A 20,114-nucleotide genomic window follows, 5' to 3' on the forward strand; every position below is an offset into this window, starting at 1 on the left:
TAAATGGCTTACTTAAAAGGTCGTGACGTGATCAGTGGTCAAGAGGGTACGGCGTTTATTCAAATCAACGGTCGTAACGAATTCATGTTTTACGTGAAAGAATTAAAAGCCACTGTTAAGAAACAAAAAGAAAAAGTGCGTACACTGAACCGTCGAGGCACTCAAAACAAATCAACAGGTTTTGAGGGCGAGGGTAAGATGACGATTTACGGTGTAACGTCACAATTTAAACAAATGATGTTAGATTACATGAAAAACGGACGAGATACGTTCTTTGATATTCAGATTACGAATGACGATGCAACAAGTTCAATTGGTCGTCAAACTACTGTATTAAGAGAATGTAACTTAGATGAAGTTGTAATGGCTAATTTAAATGTTGAAGATGAATTCTTAGAAGAAGAAGTTAACTTCACATTTGAAGATGTGGATTTACTAGAAAGCTTCAAAACACCAACTTTAGGGTAAATTTGTAAAGGAAAGAGGAAAAATTAATGAGTATTCAAGATTTTTTATTAACAAACGTTCAACAAAATGAAACAAAGGAAGTACACTTCAAACGTTTCAAATCACCTTTTGTCATCCGTAGTATCGATGAAAGTGTAAATGATGAATTGAAGAAACGTGCAACACGTAAAACAAAAAATCGTCAAGGAATTACAGTTTCTGAATTTAATCAAGACCAATACATTAACAGTCTAGTTATTGAATGTGTGGTAACGCCTGACTTGCATAACGCTGAATTACAAGAGGCTTATGGAACAACTGGTGATGCAATTAAAACATTGAAAAAAATGTTACGTTCCGGAGAGTATGCAACATTAGGTGACGAAATTAAGTTAATCAATGGTTTTGATGAAGATGTGAACGATCTAGTAGAAGAAGTAAAAAACGATTAATGGATGGCGACGCCGAATTAAATTATGCATATTATGCTTTGCATAAATTTAGGTGGACACCATCCTTTTTTGATAGCTTACCTCGACGAGAAAAGGCGATGATATACGCTTTTATCGATGTATATAGGGAAGCTGAAGAAAAAGAACAAAAGAAAATGGAAAGTAAAGCAAGGAGGGGCAGAAGATAATGGCAACGTTGGAACAATCACTCGTTTTAAAAGATAAATTCACTAGTACGTTGAATAGAGTCGGGAATTCTATTGATAGAACAATCAATCAGTTTGAACGATTTAACCAATCAACGACTAGAGTTCGTGAGTTAGATGCTAGTTTACGTCGTTTAGGTATGACTGCCTCGAGGTCAATTCAAGTGCCAAAGGTTACCGTACCTAAAGCCCCCTCTTCTTTACCAACTGCCGGTGCAACTGGATTAAACGCCGGTTTGGCGACTAGTCAAATGATGTTGTCTAGATTAACAAGCATGTCTAGATTGCTTAACTTTCAGATTGCAATTCAAGCATTGAGGGCTATTGGATCTATGATGGGTGGATTGGTGTCTAAAGCCGATACGTTCATACAGATTATGGCTCGTTTGAATACAGTGGCTGACGGGACAAAAGCCGGTCAAGAATTGCAAGATAGCTTAATGGCGGCAGCGAACCGCTCGAGGTCAGGTTTCTCAGAAATGGCTGACTCGGTAGCGAAATTGCGTTCCCAAGCTGGAGAAGCATTCAAGAATAATGATGAAGCTATTGCGTTTGCTGAACAACTGAACAAGCTTTATAAGTTAGGCGGTGCAAGTTTAGAACAACAGAAAGCCGGTACATTACAAATCACTCAAGCTTTAGCTTCCGGAGTGCTTAGAGGGGACGAGTTCAACTCAATGATGGAAAATGCACCTCTCGTTGCTCAGAAACTCGCTCAACATTTAGGCGTAAGTGTGGGGCAATTAAGGGGAATGGCTAAAGAGGGAGAATTGACAGGAGATGCACTGAAAAACGCCTTGTTAGGCTCGGCAGTAGCAACCAATGAAGAGTTTGCACGATTACCTATGACGTTTGGTGATATGGTTGCTCAGATTAAAAACGTTGGGATGTATGCATTTCAACCATTGATTCAATCATGGCAAGAGTTTATCTCTAGCGTTGAGGGTCAAACGTTTATGCAAGCTTTACAAATGTCAATGTTTGCCCTAGCTGATGTAGCCCTGTGGTTGTTTAATCTGTTTCGAGATGGTTTTTCATGGATGATTAACAACATGGATGTCGTAATGTCTGTATTATCAGCCGTAGCAATAGCAGTAGCTATTATGGGGGCTGTTTGGGTAGCAACTCATATAGCGATGATGGTCGCTTCATGGGAATTACTGTTGCCGTATCTTATTATTGCCGGAGTAATATTGGGGATTATTTTACTAATGCAAATGTTTGGAATTTCAGCATTAGATGTACTCGCCGGAATTGTTGCCGGTTTTGTCTTTTTAGGAACGATTATTTATGATGTGATAGCTTTTGCAATTAATCTTTTTGCGATGCTATTCCAATTTATCGTAAGTATTCTTGCAATGTTACATAATCATTTTGTAATCGTAGCAGAATTCTTCTTAAATGTTTGGAGAAATCCTATTTACGCTGTAAAACGATTGTTTATTAATATGATTAAAAATATTATCAATGGTTTTGCAAATGTGGTAGATGCAACTGGTGCAGTCGGAAACGCAATAGGTCAAGCATTTATTACCGGAGCGAATATGGCTATTAGAGCGATTAACTGGGTCATTAGTGCCTTGAATAAAATTCCGGGATTTTCACTATCCACGATGTCAGAAATTGGCAGTGGCGGTGGAGTTAGCGTAGGGAATGCTATTCGTGGTTTTGCGGATAGTTTTAGTGCCGGAGAAGAACCTGATAACTATGAATCTTTAGATAGTTGGAAAATGAATCCTAAACCAATGGGAGAAATCTTAGGTTACGCTAATCCGATGTCAATGGCGAGCAGTGCATTCGATAGCACAAAAGGCTTAGGTCAAAGTGCTATAGATAAATTTGGGGATTTTGCTAATAAAATGTCTCATTACGACGACTTAGCCCGTCAGTTCGACCAACAAAACGCTTTAGTTCCAGGAAGTGGAGGCGTTGGTGGTGTTGGAGATAAACTAGGAAAAGGCAAAAATATTGGTAATGTCGGTAAAGTTGAAGATGAAATCAAATTGAAAGACGAAGATATCAAGATGATGAGAGATATTGCGGAACGTCAGTATGTCGTTGATTATCAAGTGTTAACGCCTCAAGTTAGCGTACATTACGAGTCTAACAATAGTGCTACTGAACAAGATATTAATGATCTAGTTGGTAAAGTAGAGGAAAAAATATTTAATCTAGTCAATAGTGACTTAGGTTATGCATAGAGTTTAGCCCTTTAATTAGGGATAAATTTATTTGAAAGGAGTGATTATTATAGCAATTGGAATTTATGTTGAATATAAAGGGCAAGTCACTCAAATACCTGTCAATCCGGAAGAATTGAAGATTAAACATAGTGCGGATAATGAGATAGCTCATAGTATTTCTTTAGGGGAAATCAATCAAATGAGTTTTCCAAAACTGTCTAATGTCAATTTTCAATCATTTTTTCCGAGAGACACAAACAGGTCTTATGTTATTGGAAAAACGGCTCAAGCACCGGATGCTTATGTATCAATGTTTAGGAAAATCATGGATGGCAAGGAGCCTTGTCGTTTGATTATTTCTGACGTTGGTATTAACTTCCTAGCAACGATTGAGTCCTTTGAGCATTCAAGAAAAGCCGGAATTCATGAAGATGTCTATTATCAGATTGAGTTTAAAGAATACAAAATGCTCAAAGCAAGGTTTGTCAAAATTGAAAAGAAAGTAACTGAAGATAAAACGGAAACTGCCAGTCAGTCGCAACAAGAACAAGAGCCTAGTACGAACAAAGAAGTAACAATTGGATGTAAAGTGCTGGTAAACGGTCAATTACACCGTGATAGTTATGGAGAGGGACCCGGTCAAACTGAGTCTAATGCTACTAGGTTAGTGAATTATATCAATATGGAGGGGTCTCATCCTTACCATGTTACTACTTTGGACGGTGGTTGGCGTGGTTGGGTGACGGCTAGTTCGGTGCAAGTACTATGATGGAATTACTTATTCAAGATGTAAATGATGGAAAAGTGTTCGATATTACGGATTTGGCTACAGAATTGAAGTGGGAAACCACTATCGATTTTCAGCCTAGTAAGTTTGAATTTACTATGGTTCTTGATGAACAAGTGAAGTGTAACTATGGCGATATCATCCGGTTCAAAGTAGATGATAAAGGTATCTTTTATGGGAAACTCTTCAAAAAGAAACGTTCATCGAAAAAGCAATGGAAAATAACAGCTTACGACCAGATGAGATACTTGAAAAACTCAGATACGATTGTTTTTGAAGCCTCAAAAAGCAACGAAATATTTGCTCAAATATGCGAAATCAACCATTTAGAGTATAAAGTTGTTGATGAGGGCAACTGGACTTGTCCGGAGAAAATCGAAGACAAGAAAACGTACTTTGCTATGATCCAGAACGCTTTAGATTTAACGCTAATTCATGGGGGAATGTGGTATATCATACGTGATAACTTTGGAACACTCGAACATATTTCACTTAATTCACTTGTCACTGATTTAGTCATTGGAGACGACTCAGTAGCAACTGACTATGATTTTGAGGGTTCGATTGACGACAGTTACAACTATGTAAAATTGACAAAAGATAACAAAAAGACCAAAAAAAGAGAAGTTTACGTTGTTCAAGACTCTAAAAACGTTGGACTTTGGGGGAAATTACAATTCCACGAGAAAGTCGATGAAAAAATGAATGAGAGTCAAATTCAACAAAAAGCAGAAATGTTGCTTAAAGCTAAAAATTTCCCGAAAAAAACGTTTAAAGTGCCGTGCCTAGGTCATATTGGGATTAGTGCTGGAAATAGCGTACAGCTCGATTTTAAGGATTTAGAGAGCGAGGGAATAGAAAAAAATAGCTTAGCAATTGTTAAAAAATGTACTCACAAGTGGGGTAAGGTTCATACCATGGAATTAGAATTAAGGACGGTGAATAGCTAGTGGCAGGCGAATTATTAGCAAGAGCATTGCTCAAAGGAATGACAGATAATCCTGATAATACAGATATAGTATTTGGAACGGTGACTTCAACAAGTCCGATGAAAGTAAAGGTCAATAATCAGCTTGAAATACCTGAAAGTTTTCTTGTTTTAAGTCCCATGGTTAAAGATTTAAAAGTTGGAGATACAAATGGCGATAATAAGCTATGGGTAGTCTTCAGAGATTTAATAGTTGGGGATAAAGTCTTGATGATTAAGGGACAATCCGGACAACTATACTATATATTACAAAGGATGTGATGAAATGCCTGATATCAGAAATATCAAACAAGTCATTCTTCCATCTAAAACATATCGAGTTTTTAACGGTCGTATTCATGGTTATGTTGATGGCTTAGAAGCTATGAGGCAAGCTGTTGAAAAAATATTGAATACTGAGCGTTTTGAATGGGTCATTTATTCAGCCAATTATGGCGTTGAGTTAGAGCGACTCATTGGTAAAGACTATGATTTTGTGAAGTCGGATCTAGAACGAACAATTACTCAAGCTTTACTGGTTGATACTCGAATTCAGAAAGTCACTGATTTTGAAGTGCATCAAGTCAGTAAAGATAGCTTACATTGTTCTTTTGTGGTTCATACCATATCAGGATTATTTAACGTGGAAAGGAGCGTGAAAATCGATGATAGGTGAGTTTTTAGAAAAATATACATTTGATTATCTAATGAAAGAAGCCCTCTCAAGAGTAAACGAAAATATCGACACTCGAGAGGGTTCAATTATTTATGATGCATTAGCACCGGCTTGTTACGAGTTAGCCGGTTTTTATTTAGACTTGAAAAATCTATTACTAGACACGTTTCCTCAAACGGCTATAGGTCAGTATTTAGATTATAAGGTTGAAGAATTTGGTTTACACCGTTATCCGGCTAAAAAAGCTATCCGATACGCCACTTTTTCAAACGAAGAACACCACGGTGTACCTATGGCGATTGGAGCAAGGTTTGCAACAATTGATGATGCTTCATTGATTTATAAAGTCGTTAAAGCGACTGACACGGTTGGTAAGTATGAGGTGGAGTGTGAAACTGCTGGAGTTGTCGGTAATCGATACTTTGGGAATATTCTTCCATTAGAAAATTACCGTAACTTAGCAGTAGCCACGATTGGAGAGATTGTAACGTCCGGACAAGACAGAGAAACCGACGATGAATTAAGAAAAAGGTTCTTGATTTACGTTAATGAAAAGCCATTTGGTGGTAATTTCATCGAATATGTACAGAAAACTCGTGAAATTGACGGTGTTGGAGCAGTACAGGTTTATCCAGTATGGAACGGCTCGGGTACGGTTAAGGTGGTTGTTTTAGATAATGACCTTAATCCGGCTTCAAGTGAGACTATCCAGAAAGTACAGAATATCCTTGATCCATTGCAATACACGGGCAAAGGTGTTGGTTTAGCACCGATTAATCACCGAGTAACAGTAGGAACGGCTACAAAGTTTCCTATTAATATTTCATTTAGCGTGGAATTAATCACTGGATATCGATTAGATCAAGTGAAAACGGCGATTGAAAAAGCAATTGACGACCAATTTCTAGAACTAAGGAAAAACTGGAGTAACTATTCCGATGTAAATACCTATCATTCAAAGATTTATCGTTCTCAATTGTCTGCTAAACTCTTACAAATCAATGGAATTGCAAATATCGACAACATGACTCTAAACAATCTAAATCAGGATATCACTTTAACGCTAACAGGGCAGTTACAACAACTGCCGTATAAAGGCACGGTGACAATACGATGAGTAAAGAAGTGAAGTTAGAGAAATACGTTCCGGATTATTACGATGGAGTACGTGATATGAAAGAGTTGATGAGGACTGAAAACCCTCTGTTTAAAGATGGGAGAGTTGCATTGCAACGATTTATCCAAAATCAATTTATTATGCAGTGCGATATCCCTACTTTGCAAAAATACGAGGAAATGTTTGGCTTATTAGCTAGTGCAGACGACTCTATAGAGTGGCGACGAGAAAGAATTTTAATACGAATTAATATGAGACCACCATTTTCATGGTGGTTTTTAGTTCATAAACTGGATGACTTGTTCGGAAAGGGGAAGTATTCTGCTCATGTTGATTTTGCTCAACAAGAATTGTATGTCGAGTCCGGAGCAGAAACGAGTGGTTTGTTTAAAGAATCAGTAGTATTAATTAACGCTATTAAACCGGCAAACATGGGATATACTCACGTTCCAACAGCAACTGAACATTTATTCTTAAAAGAACGATTGTTTAAATCTAATCTCGAATTTGCGAGAGCTGGTAGTGCGATAGTTGGAGTAACGCCACTTGAATATGAAAGTAATGAAAAGGAGGTGTTTATTTAATGCTTCAAAATGTTTTAACAAATTACGTTGCTGAAAATGTAATAAACAAAATAGATAGAGCAAGATTGAATAATACGACCGTTGTTACTATCCGTAAGCAAAGAACAGACAACAATGTATTGATTGATTTTCAAGTACCGGATGGAATTAGAGAAATTTCCAAAATCGAAATATTAGATAATACCTCTCAAGTATTATCTCGTATGGACTTGTATGTACCTATCGAAACCAATACTAGGTTTAAGTACAAGTTGGAGGTGAGAACGAATGGTTAAGCAATGGAGAACAAACGATATTATTGGTACTGAAGATGCTCAACGATGGGAAGAAAAGGCGGATAAACAACACCGTCACCAAGTTGCAGACATTGACGGATTAGCAGAAAAAATCGACGAAGTAACGAGGAATAAAGCTAATAACAGTGATATATCGGCTCACGTCAATAATCGAAGCAACCCTCACAATGTTACAAAAGCTCAAGTAGGATTAGGGAATGTTTTAGATGTGGAACAAGCTAGTAAAACTGATTTAAACAATCATACTAGAAATACTAATAATCCTCATAATGTAACTAAAGACCAAGTAGGCTTGTCGAATGTGGATAACGTAAAACAAGCGACTTATACAGACCATGAGGCTACAAAACAAGAACTCAACGAGCAAGAACAACGATTAGCATTATTGGAAGAAATGGTATTGCAGAATAGCTTCTATGTACCAATTAAAGCTGAAGACAACGCTGATGTCTTGCTTGCTGACGAAAACAATAATCTAGTAGTAGCAGATTGGAAATACAAATTCGAAATGGAGGAATAGATAAATGGCAATTATGAGTAATCAAGTAAGAAAAGTGCCTGATTTACCACAATTAAATAACGTATCAGATAATGATGTGCTTGTAATCCATAGTGGAACAAGACTGAATAAAGTACTAATATCCACGTTAAAACGATTATTTGCAACACCGCAACAAAATATTTCAATAGCAACCTCAAGCTCAAACGGAATTGTTCGACCAGATAACGTTACTACTGAGGTTAATAATGGTGCAATCAAAGCTAAAACCGCAACTCGTGGAAGTGTTGGGGTAGTAAAACCGGATGGTTCGACAATTAATATTGATGCTTACGGAACATTAAGTGTAAATACTAGTGGGTTGAATATCAATCAAGTTGATGTAACCACTAAAATTATCAATCAAAACGGAAACCAGCCAATGAAATGGTGGTATGGCACAAAATCTCAGTACAATGCTTTAAGTTATAAAGACTCTAACACGGTCTACGATTGTTCTGAAGGTTAGGAGGTAATCAAATGGTAAGAGAAGGGATATATATAGGTGGTCATGAGATTATCGAGAGGTATGTTGGTAATAAGTTGGTGTGGAAAAAAAGAAAGGAATCTTCTGATAATGTACGAGGAATCTTTATTGGAAGTGTTGATGCAGATGGATGGAGAGAAACCGGTGTAAATTCTGTTGCTTCATTTTACAGTAAAAACTTCATATTTAGAGATAAACAACATGAATTAAGCCAAGTAACGAGAGTTGAAGTAAGCGGAAAAAGTTTTGATATCACTTCAGCTAGCTTAATAGTTCACAATGGATATGATGCTGTTACTTATGGTGAACAATTAACTTTTAAAAATAGAGCAGAAAGAGATAGGTTCTTATCATCATTAAACGGATACAGTGTTGTGAATCATTATAAGAGAATTAGATAACAGGAGGAACAAATAATGCAAGAATATATTTTAACAAATAAATACACAAAACCAGGAAGAACAGTCGTCATCGTTAAACGAGATGTACCGTACACGTTTTACGAACGTGAGTTCGAAGGCGATTTAATGAATGAAGCGGATGATATTTTGATTAAAAAAGTGCTTGATTTAGCTTTAATCGAGTTAGATCCGAGCGGTGCAGTAGCGAAGATGCAAAATATCATTACTGAAGCTCAAAATAAATTAGAACAAGCAACAAGTCGTACGATTGTTAATTCTGATGCGATGATGGAATTAACGACAACGTTAACGGCTGATATTGCTGGAATTAAAGAACGTTTGCATGCTTTGGATGGCAAAGGAGCAACAGAACCAGTTGCATCAACAGCAGAAAATCATGAAACAACACCAGTTGCTACTACTGAAGCACACCATGACGAAGTAGCACAACCAGTGGCAACTACTGAAGAAAAGCATGAGGAAGCAACGCAACCAACAGCTACAGTTGTTACTGAACCAACAGCGACACCAGTGGCTGATACGACAGTAACACCAGTTGCTGAACCACAACCAGTAGCAACACCAACGGCAGTAACAACAACAGTACAAGGAGATGGTAATAATGAAAGCAATGGAAAAGTTGAAGAACATAATGCAGAGACTACAATTAGCGGGAACAATTCTATTGGGTAGAAAGGATGTGAAAGACATGGCATTAGTATTATTATTTGTTGATGGAATTTTAGGCGGTCGTCGTAAATTCAACCAAGTTCCACCATTCCTAAAAAATGGCGTTCGTGCTGAATTAGAACGCCGAGGATTTTTAATTAATGAAAAAGGCGAGCTAGTCGAAAAGAAAGCTTAGCCTTTTTTAATAGGTAGGGGAGTATTCCTCTACCTATTTTTTAGCAAGGAAGTGGTAGATGGATGTATGAAACAATTGTACTTGCATTAATTCCAACGTTGATACCAGCGGTTTTCTCGTACGCAACAGTTAGAATGCAAACTGCAAGTAAAAAAGCAACAGATGAATTAAGTGAAAAAGTCAATAAAATTCAGTTAAAAGTTGATGAAATCACTGAAATTGGGAAGAAAAATAATTCTGATATTAAATTGCTAAATTCTGATATTAGCAATTTAAAAAATGATGTTAGCAACTTAAATAAAGATATTAAAAATCTAAAATCGGATGTAAAACAATTGAATAATGATGTTGTGGTTGTTGGTGGTGGGATTTTAGAAACGGAAAGATATCGTTTAGAAGTTGATTTGACGGCTATTATCAAACGGGGGTATAGAACAAGTGCAGATACAAGACGTATAACGGCACTTTACAAGTCGTATCAAAGTTTAGGTGGTAATGGCTATATTGAAGACTTATTTAATCAATTTATGAAACTAGAATTAAGGGAGATGTAAGAATATGAATGAATTAACACAAGTTTTTGTTCAAGGTGCAGTTAGTGTATTAGTAGTTTTAGTAGGTTTAGCTTTTAAAGAATTGAAAACTTTCTTAGAAACAAAGACGGAACACATTAAAGCTAAAACGGATATTAAACAATATGAATTAATTAAAAGTATTGCTAAAACAGTCGTGCAAGCGACAGAACAAATCTATAAAGATGTGAAAGATGCAAGTGGAGATAAATTCAATGAAGCTGAACAACGATTGACAGCTGAGTTAGAAAAAAATGGCATTCACTTAAGTTTTGAAGCTAAAAAAGCATTGATCGAGTCTGTTGTAAATGGCATGAATGAAATCAAAGCAATTAAGTATTAATCAAGTTGAGGACGAGTTAAACGCTCGTCCTTTTTTATTTTAAGGGGTGATTGAATGGAAAAGATTATTAAAAGAACAATCTCCTTAACCACAAAGAAGAGGGATAGTAGAAACAAATTATTTGAGGAGTTTTATTCTCACGATAAGAACAATGCAGTTTTTGAATTCACGGTAGAAAATGGTGTTCCTACCGAAGATATTATTGTATTGTTCCATTTTAAACGCACAAATCGTCATCTGGAAGTAAGAGGTAGAGTAGATAACGATAAAATTATCGTCAATTTTGATACTAGTTTGATTATCAAAGATGAGCAAGTAGCCGGTTATATCTATTACGAAAATGGCGAAAAATCAAACGATGTGTACCGTTTTATGTTCGATGTCCATGTATCTGAGATTGACAAAGAACGTGATTTACCAGTAATGGAAATGGAAAGTAAAAGAATTGTTCCATTGACGGATATTGTAACGAAGTCAGAAATCACTGAATTATTGAAGAAGATTGTTGCTAATGAAAGATTGTATGATGATACCGAAATCAAGCAACAAATCGAGCTGAAAGCTGATAAAGAAACCGTTCAAGCAATTTCTAGCAAGGTAGAAGCGTTGGAACACAATTCAGGTAATAGTACTACCTATGATGATGCAGAAATTAGAGGTCAGATAGCTACTAAAGCTGATACTCAGACAGTAGAAGCAATTACCCAACGAGTACAAACGTTAGAAAACAAGACTGACAACGATACTGTATACAATGATACTGAGTTAAGACAGGCGATTGAAGAAAAGGCTGACAAACAAGCCTTATTACAATATTCAACGAAAAGTGAATTAACACCAATATTCCAGACGATAGAAACCAGTATTGGTAAAATGGCTACACAACAGCAATTAGAGGGGCTTGTATCTAAAAATGAACTGGAACAAAAAGGATATTTAACGAGTGCAGATACTCATAACTTTGCTTTAAAATCTGAAATTCCAGTAGTGCCTAATTTAGATGCTGTCAACGAAAAAATTAGGGTGTTGGCAGAAAAGCCAGCAGTTGACTTATCTCATTTAGCCACGAAAAAAGAAATTGAGGATAGTCATTACCTGACTAGAGAAGATATTACCGGACTTGCGACTAACTCGAAAGTAGAAACAGTTGAAAGTAGAGTACAGCAACTTGAGAATAAAACTCCAGTCGACTTAAGTAATCTAGCAACAAAACACGAAATTGAAGATGTTGTTAGAACGGCTGAATTAACTCAAGTGACTGAAAGAGTACAGAATTTAGAAGCTAGACCTCAAATCGATACTTCAAAACTAGTCACTAAAGATGAGTTGGAAGCAAAGGGCTATTTAAGCACTGCCCCAGATTTGTCTGAGTATGCTAAAAAATCTGAAATTCCACCTCAATTTGATAGCAAACCACTTACTGATCGTATTGATGCATTAGAAACTAAAGCTATTGCTAATGGTACATATAACGATAAGCCACTTTTAGACAAAATCCATGAAGTGCAAGAAAGTTTGAAAGGTTTTATCACTCAAAGTAGTAGATATCTAACTGAACACCAATCACTATCTCATCTCGTTACCAAAGATGAATTAGCAAGAATGGGCTACATTAATGCTCATCAGTCATTGGAACATTTAGTGACAAAAGAGGAGTTAGAACAAAAAGGCTTTTTGAATGCTCATCAATCTTTAGCAAATCTTGTTACGAAAGATGAATTAGAAAACAAGCATTATCTAACCAATCAAGATATTACCAATCTAGCGACAAATTCAAAGGTTGAGGCGGTCGAAAGTCGAGTGCAAACACTTGAAAACAAGCCACCAGTAGATTTAAGCCACTTAGCAACTAAACAAGAATTAGAAGCCGTCCGTAATAGTCAACCAACAGTTGATACTTCAAATCTAGTGACGAAACAGGAGCTAGAGGATAAGCACTATTTAATAAGCGTTCCAGAAGTTGATACGAGTCATTTTGTAACTAGAGACGAATTAGACTCTAAACATTATGTTCAAGATGTTAGTAATTTAGCAACGAATGCTAAAGTGAATGCAGTTGAAGCTAGAGTGCAGACTATTGAAAATAAACCGACGGTTGATTTAAGTCCATTTGTAACGAAACAAGAACTTGAAGCAAAGCAGTATCTTAACAACCAATCACTAGATGGTTATGTTAAAAAGTCTGAATTACCACCTCAAGTAGATACAAGCACTCTAGTTTCTAAACAGGAATTAACGAGCATGAATTTAGTGAATGCCGAGTCACTCGGTGAAGTGTCTAAGAAAATGCTCGAACAAACAACCAAAATTACGGCTTTGGAAGCTAAAGCAGGTTACGAAATCCATGGTACTGGAATGCCGAACGGACGAGTAACGGCTCCAATCGGGACAACTTATGTCGATACTGAAGTGACCAATGGGGCGTTAAAATGGATTAAACAATCTCGAGATGGTGACAGAGGTTGGAAAGTGTTAATTGGTGATACTGGTTGGAGAACACTAAAGAGTGTATCAAGAGCAGGTAACTCGTTTATTAAAATCAGACGAGTAAACAACCTTGTGACTTATCAATTTGGAGGACTTCAATGGGGTTGGTTCGGTGTTGGTAGACGAAATGGTCCAGGATATGTGGGTCACGGTAGTAGTGGTGACCGTGGGGCAAAAGTATTACCTGTTGGTGGTATTCCTGAAGGATTCCGTAGTGAAGCTTCTTTAGTAGGTTCTACATTTAATGATGGTGGGCGTCCTTATGGTGTTTGGTATCTTGGCGGTCAATCGGATTCGAATTATATGCAGTTTACATTCAATGAGAATATTCCAACTGACAGAGATATCGGAGATATTCGAGTTAGTGCGGTAAATTATATTACTGAAGATGAATGGCCTACAGTTTTACCGTAATTTTAATAGGATTAGATTAGAATGGACACGCTCCACTAATCAAATAAAGAGGCAGAAATGCATAAGGTGCAACTGCCTCTATTTTATTTTAGGAGGAAAAGAAATGGTAACAAGAAAACAAGTAGTAGATGATTGTAAAAATTTAGCAAATCGAGGAATTGGAGTTAATCCGGATGGATACGCCGGTATGCAATGTGCGGATTTAATTGTATACATTGGATTAAAATATTTTAAAATTCGTTTGTGGGGCAATGCTATTGATTTATTGGATAGTGCTTCCGCAAACGGATTTTTTGTAAAATACAATGCTAATGATGATATCAATCCTAAAGCCGGAGATGTGTTCGTTATGGACACTAGAGAAATGTATGGTCATCCATACGGTCATACTGGAGTAGTGATTGAGGATAGCGACGGTTATACAATGAAAACAATCGAACAAAATATCGATGGTAACGCCGATGCTTTAGAAGTAGGAGCGCCGGCTCGATACAATACACGTAACTTTGACGGTATTGTCGGGTGGTTTAGCTTCCCATTTGATGAAGATACAGTAGAAGAAGCTACTGGATGGACTGAAGATGAGAACGGATGGACATATCGTGATGAGTACGGTATACCAGTTAATGCATGGAAGGAAATCAATGGAGCATGGTATAAATTTGACTCAGAGGGCTACATTTTAACAAATGAATGGATTGCTCAAGAAAATCAATGGTATTGGTTAAAAGCTGACGGTGCTATGGCAAAAGGTTGGCAGAATATCAATGGTAAATGGTACTTCTTCCATGAAGATGGCTCTATGCATGAGGGATGGCTAGAATACTTTGATAAAGTGTACTATCTAACAGCTAATGATGGCGATATGGTAAGCCGTGAATGCCGTCAAATCGATGGAGAGTGGTACTATTTCAATGAAAATGGCGAGCGTTTAGAAAAAGCCAATATTAAAGTGGATGAAAAAGGCAGAATCCACTTCTAATTAAATAATGTGTTTATAATTTTGACTAAACCCTGTTCACTATATTGTGGACAGGGTTATTTTTTTGTATAATCGTCCTAAAGGGAAGTGGCGGATATGGAAGTGAATTTTATGCCTAAAAACAACTGAAAAAGTACCAGCCGGAAGATAAAATCGTTTAGAATGGATAAACAAAACAAATATAGATTAAAATAATTATAAAAAATTAAGGTGCTACTAAAAATAGCACCTATTCCGTCTTACTGGTTGATTTTTTGGTTGACTGTTTATTTTAAACACTTTAAAACTTTGAAATAACAATGTTTATTTTAATTACATATTTTAGTATACTATAAAATTGAGTATGTATATAGAAAAGAGGAGTACAATGGCGAAGGATATGACATCTGGAAATCCGATGAAATTAATTTCTCGGTTTACGTTACCCTTATTAATTGGGAATGTTTTTCAACAATTTTATAATATGGCAGATACTTATTTTGTTGGTAGATATATTGGGGTACAAGCACTTGCAGCAGTTGGTTCTACTGGAAGTATTGTTTTCTTTATTATTGGCTTTGCCATTAGTATGACCGCTGGATTAGCGATTCCTCTTGCCCAGAAATATGGGGCTAAAGATATGCAAGGAGTAAAAAGAAGTTTCTATGTTTCTACTTTAATTTCTATAGGAGCAACGATATTATTGACGACATTCAGTATGCTATTTTGTCGTCAAATATTAGAAATTATGCAAACTCCTCCAGAAATTATTGACTATGCTTATGAATATTTAATGGTAATTTTTGCAGGGATTTTTGCTCAAATTGCTTTTAACTTATTATCAAACATTATTCGAGCAATTGGTGATGCAAATACACCGCTATATTTTTTAGTTCTCTCTTGTATGTTAAATATATTGTTAGATTATGTATTTATTGTTTATTTTAAGATGGGAGTTGGAGGTTCTGGATTTGCAACGGTAGTAAGTCAATTATTCTCTGCTGTTTGTTGTTATATTTATATTAAAAAGAAAATTCCAATTTTACATATAGAAAAAGATTCAGTTCATTTTACAAAAGATTTTTTACTCCATCATATGAATATTGCTTTTCCAATGGGATTTCAATCGTCCATTATTGCGATTGGAACGATAACTGTTCAAATTGTTTTAAATCAATTGGGGCATGAAGCGGTTGCTGGATATACAGCTGCACAAAAGATTGACCAATTAGGAATATTACCAATGATGTCATTTGGAATTACAATGGCGACTTATTCAGCTCAAAATTATGGAGCAAAATTATATGATCGTATTTGGAAAGGTGTTAGAGATTGTATTAAACTGTCCCTTACGTTTAGTTTTTGTGTAGGCTTTATTTTAATTCTATTTAGTCCACATTTTATGAGAATGTTTGTAGGTGTAGGGCATGAATCGGTAGTGGAATATGGCAGACTTTATATTTTAGCGAATTCTTCATGCTATGCTATTTTGTCTTTATTATTTATTTATCGTTATACATTACAAGGGGTAGGAAAAACTGTGATTCCAACAATTGCAGGAATTATGGAGTTAATGATGCGAGTTTTTGCTGCATTAGTGTTAACCAAAATTTTTGGCTATATTGGATTAACAACTGCTAATCCTTTAGCGTGGTTTGGTTCCTTAGTTCCATTAGCCATTACTTATTATGCATTTAAAAGAAAATATCAACGTTATAGTTAGTTCAAGGAGGGGTATAAATGAAATCAGATATTCAAATTGCTCAAGAAGCTGTTATGAAACCAATTCGTGAAATTGCTTCAAGCATTGGCTTAAATGATGAACAAATCGAGTTTTATGGGAAATATAAAGCAAAAATTGATGTTAATCGAATTTCTAAAGAGAAAAAAGGCAAATTAGTATTAGTGACAGCTATGAGTCCAACTCCTGCTGGAGAAGGAAAATCAACCGTTACGATAGGATTAGCGGATGCTTTTACAAAATTAGGTAAAAAATCTATTATTGCGCTTCGGGAGCCTTCATTAGGACCTGTAATGGGCATTAAAGGAGGAGCTTGCGGTGGAGGATATGCGCAAGTTGTTCCAATGGAAGAAATTAATTTACATTTTACCGGAGATATGCATGCATTAACTTGTGCTACTAATGCACTAGCAGCATTCATCGATAATCATATTTATCAGGGAAATGAATTACAAATTGATAGTAGAAGAATTATTTGGAAAAGAGCAGTGGACTTAAATGATCGATCTTTGCGACAAGTCATTGTAGGATTAGGTGGTCCAATTCAAGGAGTTCCTCGTGAAGATGGATTTGATATTACGGTTGCTAGTGAAATGATGGCGATTTTATGTTTGGCGACAGATTTAAATAACTTAAAACAACGATTAGAAAATATTGTTATTGGGTACACTTTTGAAAAAGTTCCCGTTACGGTGAAAGATTTAAATGTTCAAGGAGCTTTAACATTATTATTAAAAGATGCGTTAAAACCGAATTTAGTTCAAACATTAGAACATACGCCTGCAATTGTTCATGGTGGGCCGTTTGCCAATATTGCACATGGATGTAATAGTGTGATTGCGACTAATGCAGCTCTAGCACTTGGAGAAATTGTTGTAACAGAAGCTGGATTTGGAGCTGATTTAGGAGCTCAGAAATTTTTAGATATTAAAGTTCCTCAATTACAAAAAGCACCTGATGTAGTTGTCATTGTGGCTACGATTCGTTCGCTTAAAATGCATGGAGGAGTTTCCCTTTCTGGATTAACAGAAGGAGAAAATTTAGAAGCTTTAGAAAAAGGATTTGCTAATTTAGAAAAACATATTGAAAATATGACACAACATTATGGATTACCAGCTGTTGTTGCGTTAAATGAATTTGTAACAGATACCCGACAAGAAAAGGAATTAGTACAAACTCTTTGTCAGAAAAAAGGGATTTCTTGTATCTCTACTTCTGTATGGGAAAATGGTGGAAATGGTGGAGTAGCATTAGCAAAAGAAGTGTTACACTTATTCGAAAATACAACACCCCAATTTCATTCAGTCTGTGAAGAAAACAGTTCGATTGAAGAACAAATAGAGGCGATTGCAACTAAAATTTATGGAGCAAATTCTGTTCAATATACAAAAGAAGCGAAATTACAATTAAAACAGTTAGAGAAAAATGGTTGGAATCAAATGCCCGTTTGTATTGCTAAGACGCAATATTCTTTCTCAGATGACGCGTCTTTATTAGGTAAACCAACTGGATTTGAATTAACAGTTCGATCTCTTGTTCCTAAATTAGGGGCAGGCTTTGTTGTAGCTTTAACGGGTAATATTTTAACAATGCCAGGATTGCCAAAGAAACCAGCTGCATTGGAAATGGATGTATTAGAAGACGGTAGATCGACTGGTTTATTTTAAAAATAAAAGGAGAGTATTATGAAAGATTTTCGTGTAGATCATTTGAAAAAAACATATGGTGCTAAAACATTATTAGCCGATGTTTCTTTCATTATTAATGAAGGAGAACATGTCGGCTTAATTGGTCAAAACGGTACAGGAAAAAGCTCACTATTAAATATTTTAGCTGGAATAGATGAAGCAGAAAGTGGTACGATTACTTGTTCAAATGATTTTAGAATCGGGTATCTTTCACAAAATCCTTCTTTAAATCCTGAACATACGGTATTTGAAGCTATTTATCAATCAGATAATCCATTATTGAGATTAGTTCACGATTATGAATGGAGTGTCGAACAATTACAACAGCATCCACAAGATGAAAAATATTTAAAACAATTTGAAGCGTTAGAACAAAAAATGAACCAAGTGGATGGCTGGCAATATGAAGTGAAAATAAAATCCATTTTACAGCACGTGGGAATTGAGGATATTCATCAACAAATTTCTACATTGTCTGGTGGACAAAAGAAACGAGTAGGTCTTGCCAAAGTTTTAATGGAAGAGCCGGATTTATTATTATTAGATGAGCCGACAAACCATTTAGATATGCAAGCCATTCAATGGTTAGAACAATATTTAGCTTCGTACAAAGGTTCTTTACTATTAGTCACTCATGATCGTTATTTCTTAGAACGTGTCGTTGACCATATGTTTGAATTAACCCAAGGTAGAATTGAAGCATATGATGGGAATTATCAATCTTACTTAGAACAAAAATCACAACGAGAACAAATTGCTCAAAAAATGTCTCATAAACAGCAACGTTTATATCAACAAGAATTACAATGGATGAGACAAGGAGCTAAGGCAAGAACAACTAAACAACAAGCTAGAATTCAACGATTTGAACAATTAGAAAAAGAAGTGAAACAAACAGATTCTAAAGAATCTCTAGCCATACGTTTTGATCAAACAAGAATTGGAAAACGAGTATTTCAATTAAAAGATGTCAGCTTACAAATTGGAGATAAGTCAATTGTTCGCTCATTAGAGTGGATTATTCAAAGTCAAGCAAGAATTGGAATTGTTGGAGAAAATGGAGTCGGAAAATCTACATTCCTAAATGCTCTTGCTGGTCTATATCCGTTTAGTGAGGGAGAAATGACTGTTGGAGATACGGTTCGCTTATCTTACTATAAACAACAAGATGAAGATATTCCAATGGATAAGCAATTAGTGCAATATTTAAGAGAATATGCTGAAGAAGTAAGACAAAAAAATGGTGAAGTAGCTTCGATTACGGAATTACTAGAAATATTTTTATTCCCACGTTATATGCATGGGGCATTGATTGGAACATTATCAGGTGGAGAAAGAAGAAGATTATATTTATTACGTCTATTAATGACAAAACCAAATGTCTTATTACTTGATGAACCGACCAATGATTTAGATATTGATACATTAACTGTTTTAGAAGATTATTTAGATGAATTTAATGGTGCCGTTATTGTAGTTTCTCACGACCGTTATTTCTTAGATAAAACAATGGATCAATTATTTGTGATTAAAGGACAGGGAAATACAGAATTGTATTATGGTTCCATGAGTGATTTCCTAGAAAAACAAGGGGATTTAACTGTAGAAGAAACTAAAACAGTAGAAGTTCCAAAAGTAACAGAAACTTCAAAACCTTCCACTTCAGAAAAAGCTAAAAAGATGACATATCATGAGAAAAAAGAATGGGAAGAAATTGAAGGGAAAATAGCTGAATTAGAAGCATCGATTGAAGAAGTTCAAGAAGAAATGAATCAACAAGCACAAGACTTTGCAAAATTGCAAGAATTACAAACACGATTAGAAACATTAGAACAAGAACTAGCGAATTCCTACGAAAGATGGGAATATTTAGCAGAGTTAGTCTAATAGTAGGGAGCTCAT

Annotated in this window: 22 protein-coding genes; all 22 read left to right on the forward strand. The window is 35.8% G+C overall.

Going from position 1 to position 20,114, the window contains the following annotated elements:
* Window positions 1–3: 3 nt before the first annotated feature.
* The 22 genes from RYL55_RS00860 to RYL55_RS00965 all read left to right on the forward strand — a co-directional run bounded on the left by RYL55_RS00860 (window position 4) and on the right by RYL55_RS00965 (window position 20,099).
* Window positions 4–468 (forward strand): phage tail tube protein, encoded by a 465-nt coding sequence (locus RYL55_RS00860; RefSeq protein WP_315006442.1) that lies wholly within the window; start codon window positions 4–6, stop codon window positions 466–468.
* 26 nt (window positions 469–494) lie between these two features.
* Complete coding sequence (locus tag RYL55_RS00865; RefSeq protein ID WP_315006444.1) at window positions 495–899, forward strand: phage tail assembly chaperone; 405 nt, start codon at window positions 495–497, stop codon at window positions 897–899.
* 187 nt (window positions 900–1,086) lie between these two features.
* Window positions 1,087–3,306 (forward strand): tape measure protein, encoded by a 2,220-nt coding sequence (locus tag RYL55_RS00870; RefSeq protein ID WP_315006446.1) that lies wholly within the window; start codon window positions 1,087–1,089, stop codon window positions 3,304–3,306.
* Window positions 3,307–3,337: 31 nt separating this feature from the next.
* The gene (locus RYL55_RS00875) at window positions 3,338–4,057 is read left to right on the forward strand and encodes a hypothetical protein (RefSeq protein WP_315006448.1); all 720 of its coding nucleotides are present in this window, start codon (window positions 3,338–3,340) and stop codon (window positions 4,055–4,057) included.
* A complete protein-coding gene (locus RYL55_RS00880) occupies window positions 4,054–5,025 on the forward strand; it encodes a hypothetical protein (RefSeq protein ID WP_315006450.1) in 972 nt (323 codons plus the stop codon). Before RYL55_RS00875 ends, RYL55_RS00880 begins: the two co-directional genes overlap by 4 nt.
* Window positions 5,025–5,324 carry a DUF2577 family protein gene (locus RYL55_RS00885; RefSeq protein WP_315006453.1) on the forward strand — a complete coding sequence of 100 codons (300 nt, stop codon included), beginning with the start codon at window positions 5,025–5,027 and terminating at the stop codon, window positions 5,322–5,324. The genes RYL55_RS00880 and RYL55_RS00885 overlap by 1 nt, the downstream gene beginning before the upstream one ends.
* Window positions 5,325–5,328: 4 nt before the next feature.
* Window positions 5,329–5,718 (forward strand): DUF2634 domain-containing protein, encoded by a 390-nt coding sequence (locus RYL55_RS00890; RefSeq protein ID WP_315006456.1) that lies wholly within the window; start codon window positions 5,329–5,331, stop codon window positions 5,716–5,718.
* On the forward strand, window positions 5,708–6,835 hold the full coding sequence (locus RYL55_RS00895; protein ID WP_315006458.1) for a baseplate J/gp47 family protein: 1,128 nt from the start codon (window positions 5,708–5,710) through the stop codon (window positions 6,833–6,835). Before RYL55_RS00890 ends, RYL55_RS00895 begins: the two co-directional genes overlap by 11 nt.
* Complete coding sequence (locus tag RYL55_RS00900; protein ID WP_315006460.1) at window positions 6,832–7,419, forward strand: putative phage tail protein; 588 nt, start codon at window positions 6,832–6,834, stop codon at window positions 7,417–7,419. Before RYL55_RS00895 ends, RYL55_RS00900 begins: the two co-directional genes overlap by 4 nt.
* Window positions 7,419–7,694, forward strand: a complete 276-nt coding sequence (locus RYL55_RS00905) for a hypothetical protein (protein WP_315006462.1) — start codon at window positions 7,419–7,421, stop codon at window positions 7,692–7,694. Before RYL55_RS00900 ends, RYL55_RS00905 begins: the two co-directional genes overlap by 1 nt.
* On the forward strand, window positions 7,687–8,235 hold the full coding sequence (locus RYL55_RS00910) for a hypothetical protein (RefSeq protein WP_315006463.1): 549 nt from the start codon (window positions 7,687–7,689) through the stop codon (window positions 8,233–8,235). Before RYL55_RS00905 ends, RYL55_RS00910 begins: the two co-directional genes overlap by 8 nt.
* A gap of 4 nt (window positions 8,236–8,239) precedes the next feature.
* Window positions 8,240–8,722 carry a hypothetical protein gene (locus tag RYL55_RS00915; RefSeq protein ID WP_315006465.1) on the forward strand — a complete coding sequence of 161 codons (483 nt, stop codon included), beginning with the start codon at window positions 8,240–8,242 and terminating at the stop codon, window positions 8,720–8,722.
* A gap of 11 nt (window positions 8,723–8,733) precedes the next feature.
* Window positions 8,734–9,141, forward strand: coding sequence for a hypothetical protein (locus tag RYL55_RS00920; protein ID WP_315006467.1), 408 nt, complete (start codon window positions 8,734–8,736; stop codon window positions 9,139–9,141).
* A 15-nt stretch (window positions 9,142–9,156) separates the two neighbouring features.
* Complete coding sequence (locus RYL55_RS00925; protein WP_315006469.1) at window positions 9,157–9,834, forward strand: hypothetical protein; 678 nt, start codon at window positions 9,157–9,159, stop codon at window positions 9,832–9,834.
* Between the two features lie 16 nt (window positions 9,835–9,850).
* The gene (locus RYL55_RS00930) at window positions 9,851–10,006 is read left to right on the forward strand and encodes a hypothetical protein (RefSeq protein ID WP_315006472.1); all 156 of its coding nucleotides are present in this window, start codon (window positions 9,851–9,853) and stop codon (window positions 10,004–10,006) included.
* A 134-nt stretch (window positions 10,007–10,140) separates the two neighbouring features.
* Window positions 10,141–10,560 (forward strand): hypothetical protein, encoded by a 420-nt coding sequence (locus tag RYL55_RS00935; RefSeq protein ID WP_315006474.1) that lies wholly within the window; start codon window positions 10,141–10,143, stop codon window positions 10,558–10,560.
* A 4-nt stretch (window positions 10,561–10,564) separates the two neighbouring features.
* Window positions 10,565–10,921, forward strand: a complete 357-nt coding sequence (locus RYL55_RS00940) for a phage holin, LLH family (RefSeq protein ID WP_315006476.1) — start codon at window positions 10,565–10,567, stop codon at window positions 10,919–10,921.
* Window positions 10,922–11,128: 207 nt separating this feature from the next.
* A complete protein-coding gene (locus RYL55_RS00945; RefSeq protein WP_315006478.1) occupies window positions 11,129–13,822 on the forward strand; it encodes a hypothetical protein in 2,694 nt (897 codons plus the stop codon).
* 103 nt (window positions 13,823–13,925) lie between these two features.
* Window positions 13,926–14,804, forward strand: a complete 879-nt coding sequence (locus RYL55_RS00950; protein ID WP_315006480.1) for a CHAP domain-containing protein — start codon at window positions 13,926–13,928, stop codon at window positions 14,802–14,804.
* A gap of 367 nt (window positions 14,805–15,171) precedes the next feature.
* The gene (locus tag RYL55_RS00955) at window positions 15,172–16,506 is read left to right on the forward strand and encodes an MATE family efflux transporter (RefSeq protein WP_315006482.1); all 1,335 of its coding nucleotides are present in this window, start codon (window positions 15,172–15,174) and stop codon (window positions 16,504–16,506) included.
* A 17-nt stretch (window positions 16,507–16,523) separates the two neighbouring features.
* Window positions 16,524–18,191 carry a formate--tetrahydrofolate ligase gene (locus RYL55_RS00960; protein ID WP_315006484.1) on the forward strand — a complete coding sequence of 556 codons (1,668 nt, stop codon included), beginning with the start codon at window positions 16,524–16,526 and terminating at the stop codon, window positions 18,189–18,191.
* 18 nt (window positions 18,192–18,209) lie between these two features.
* Entirely contained in the window at window positions 18,210–20,099 is a 1,890-nt protein-coding gene (locus tag RYL55_RS00965; RefSeq protein ID WP_315006486.1) for an ABC-F family ATP-binding cassette domain-containing protein, read from the forward strand.
* Window positions 20,100–20,114: the final 15 nt, after the last annotated feature.

The sequence above is a fragment of the uncultured Granulicatella sp. genome (genome assembly GCF_963515615.1).
Classification (GTDB): domain Bacteria; phylum Bacillota; class Bacilli; order Lactobacillales; family Aerococcaceae; genus Granulicatella.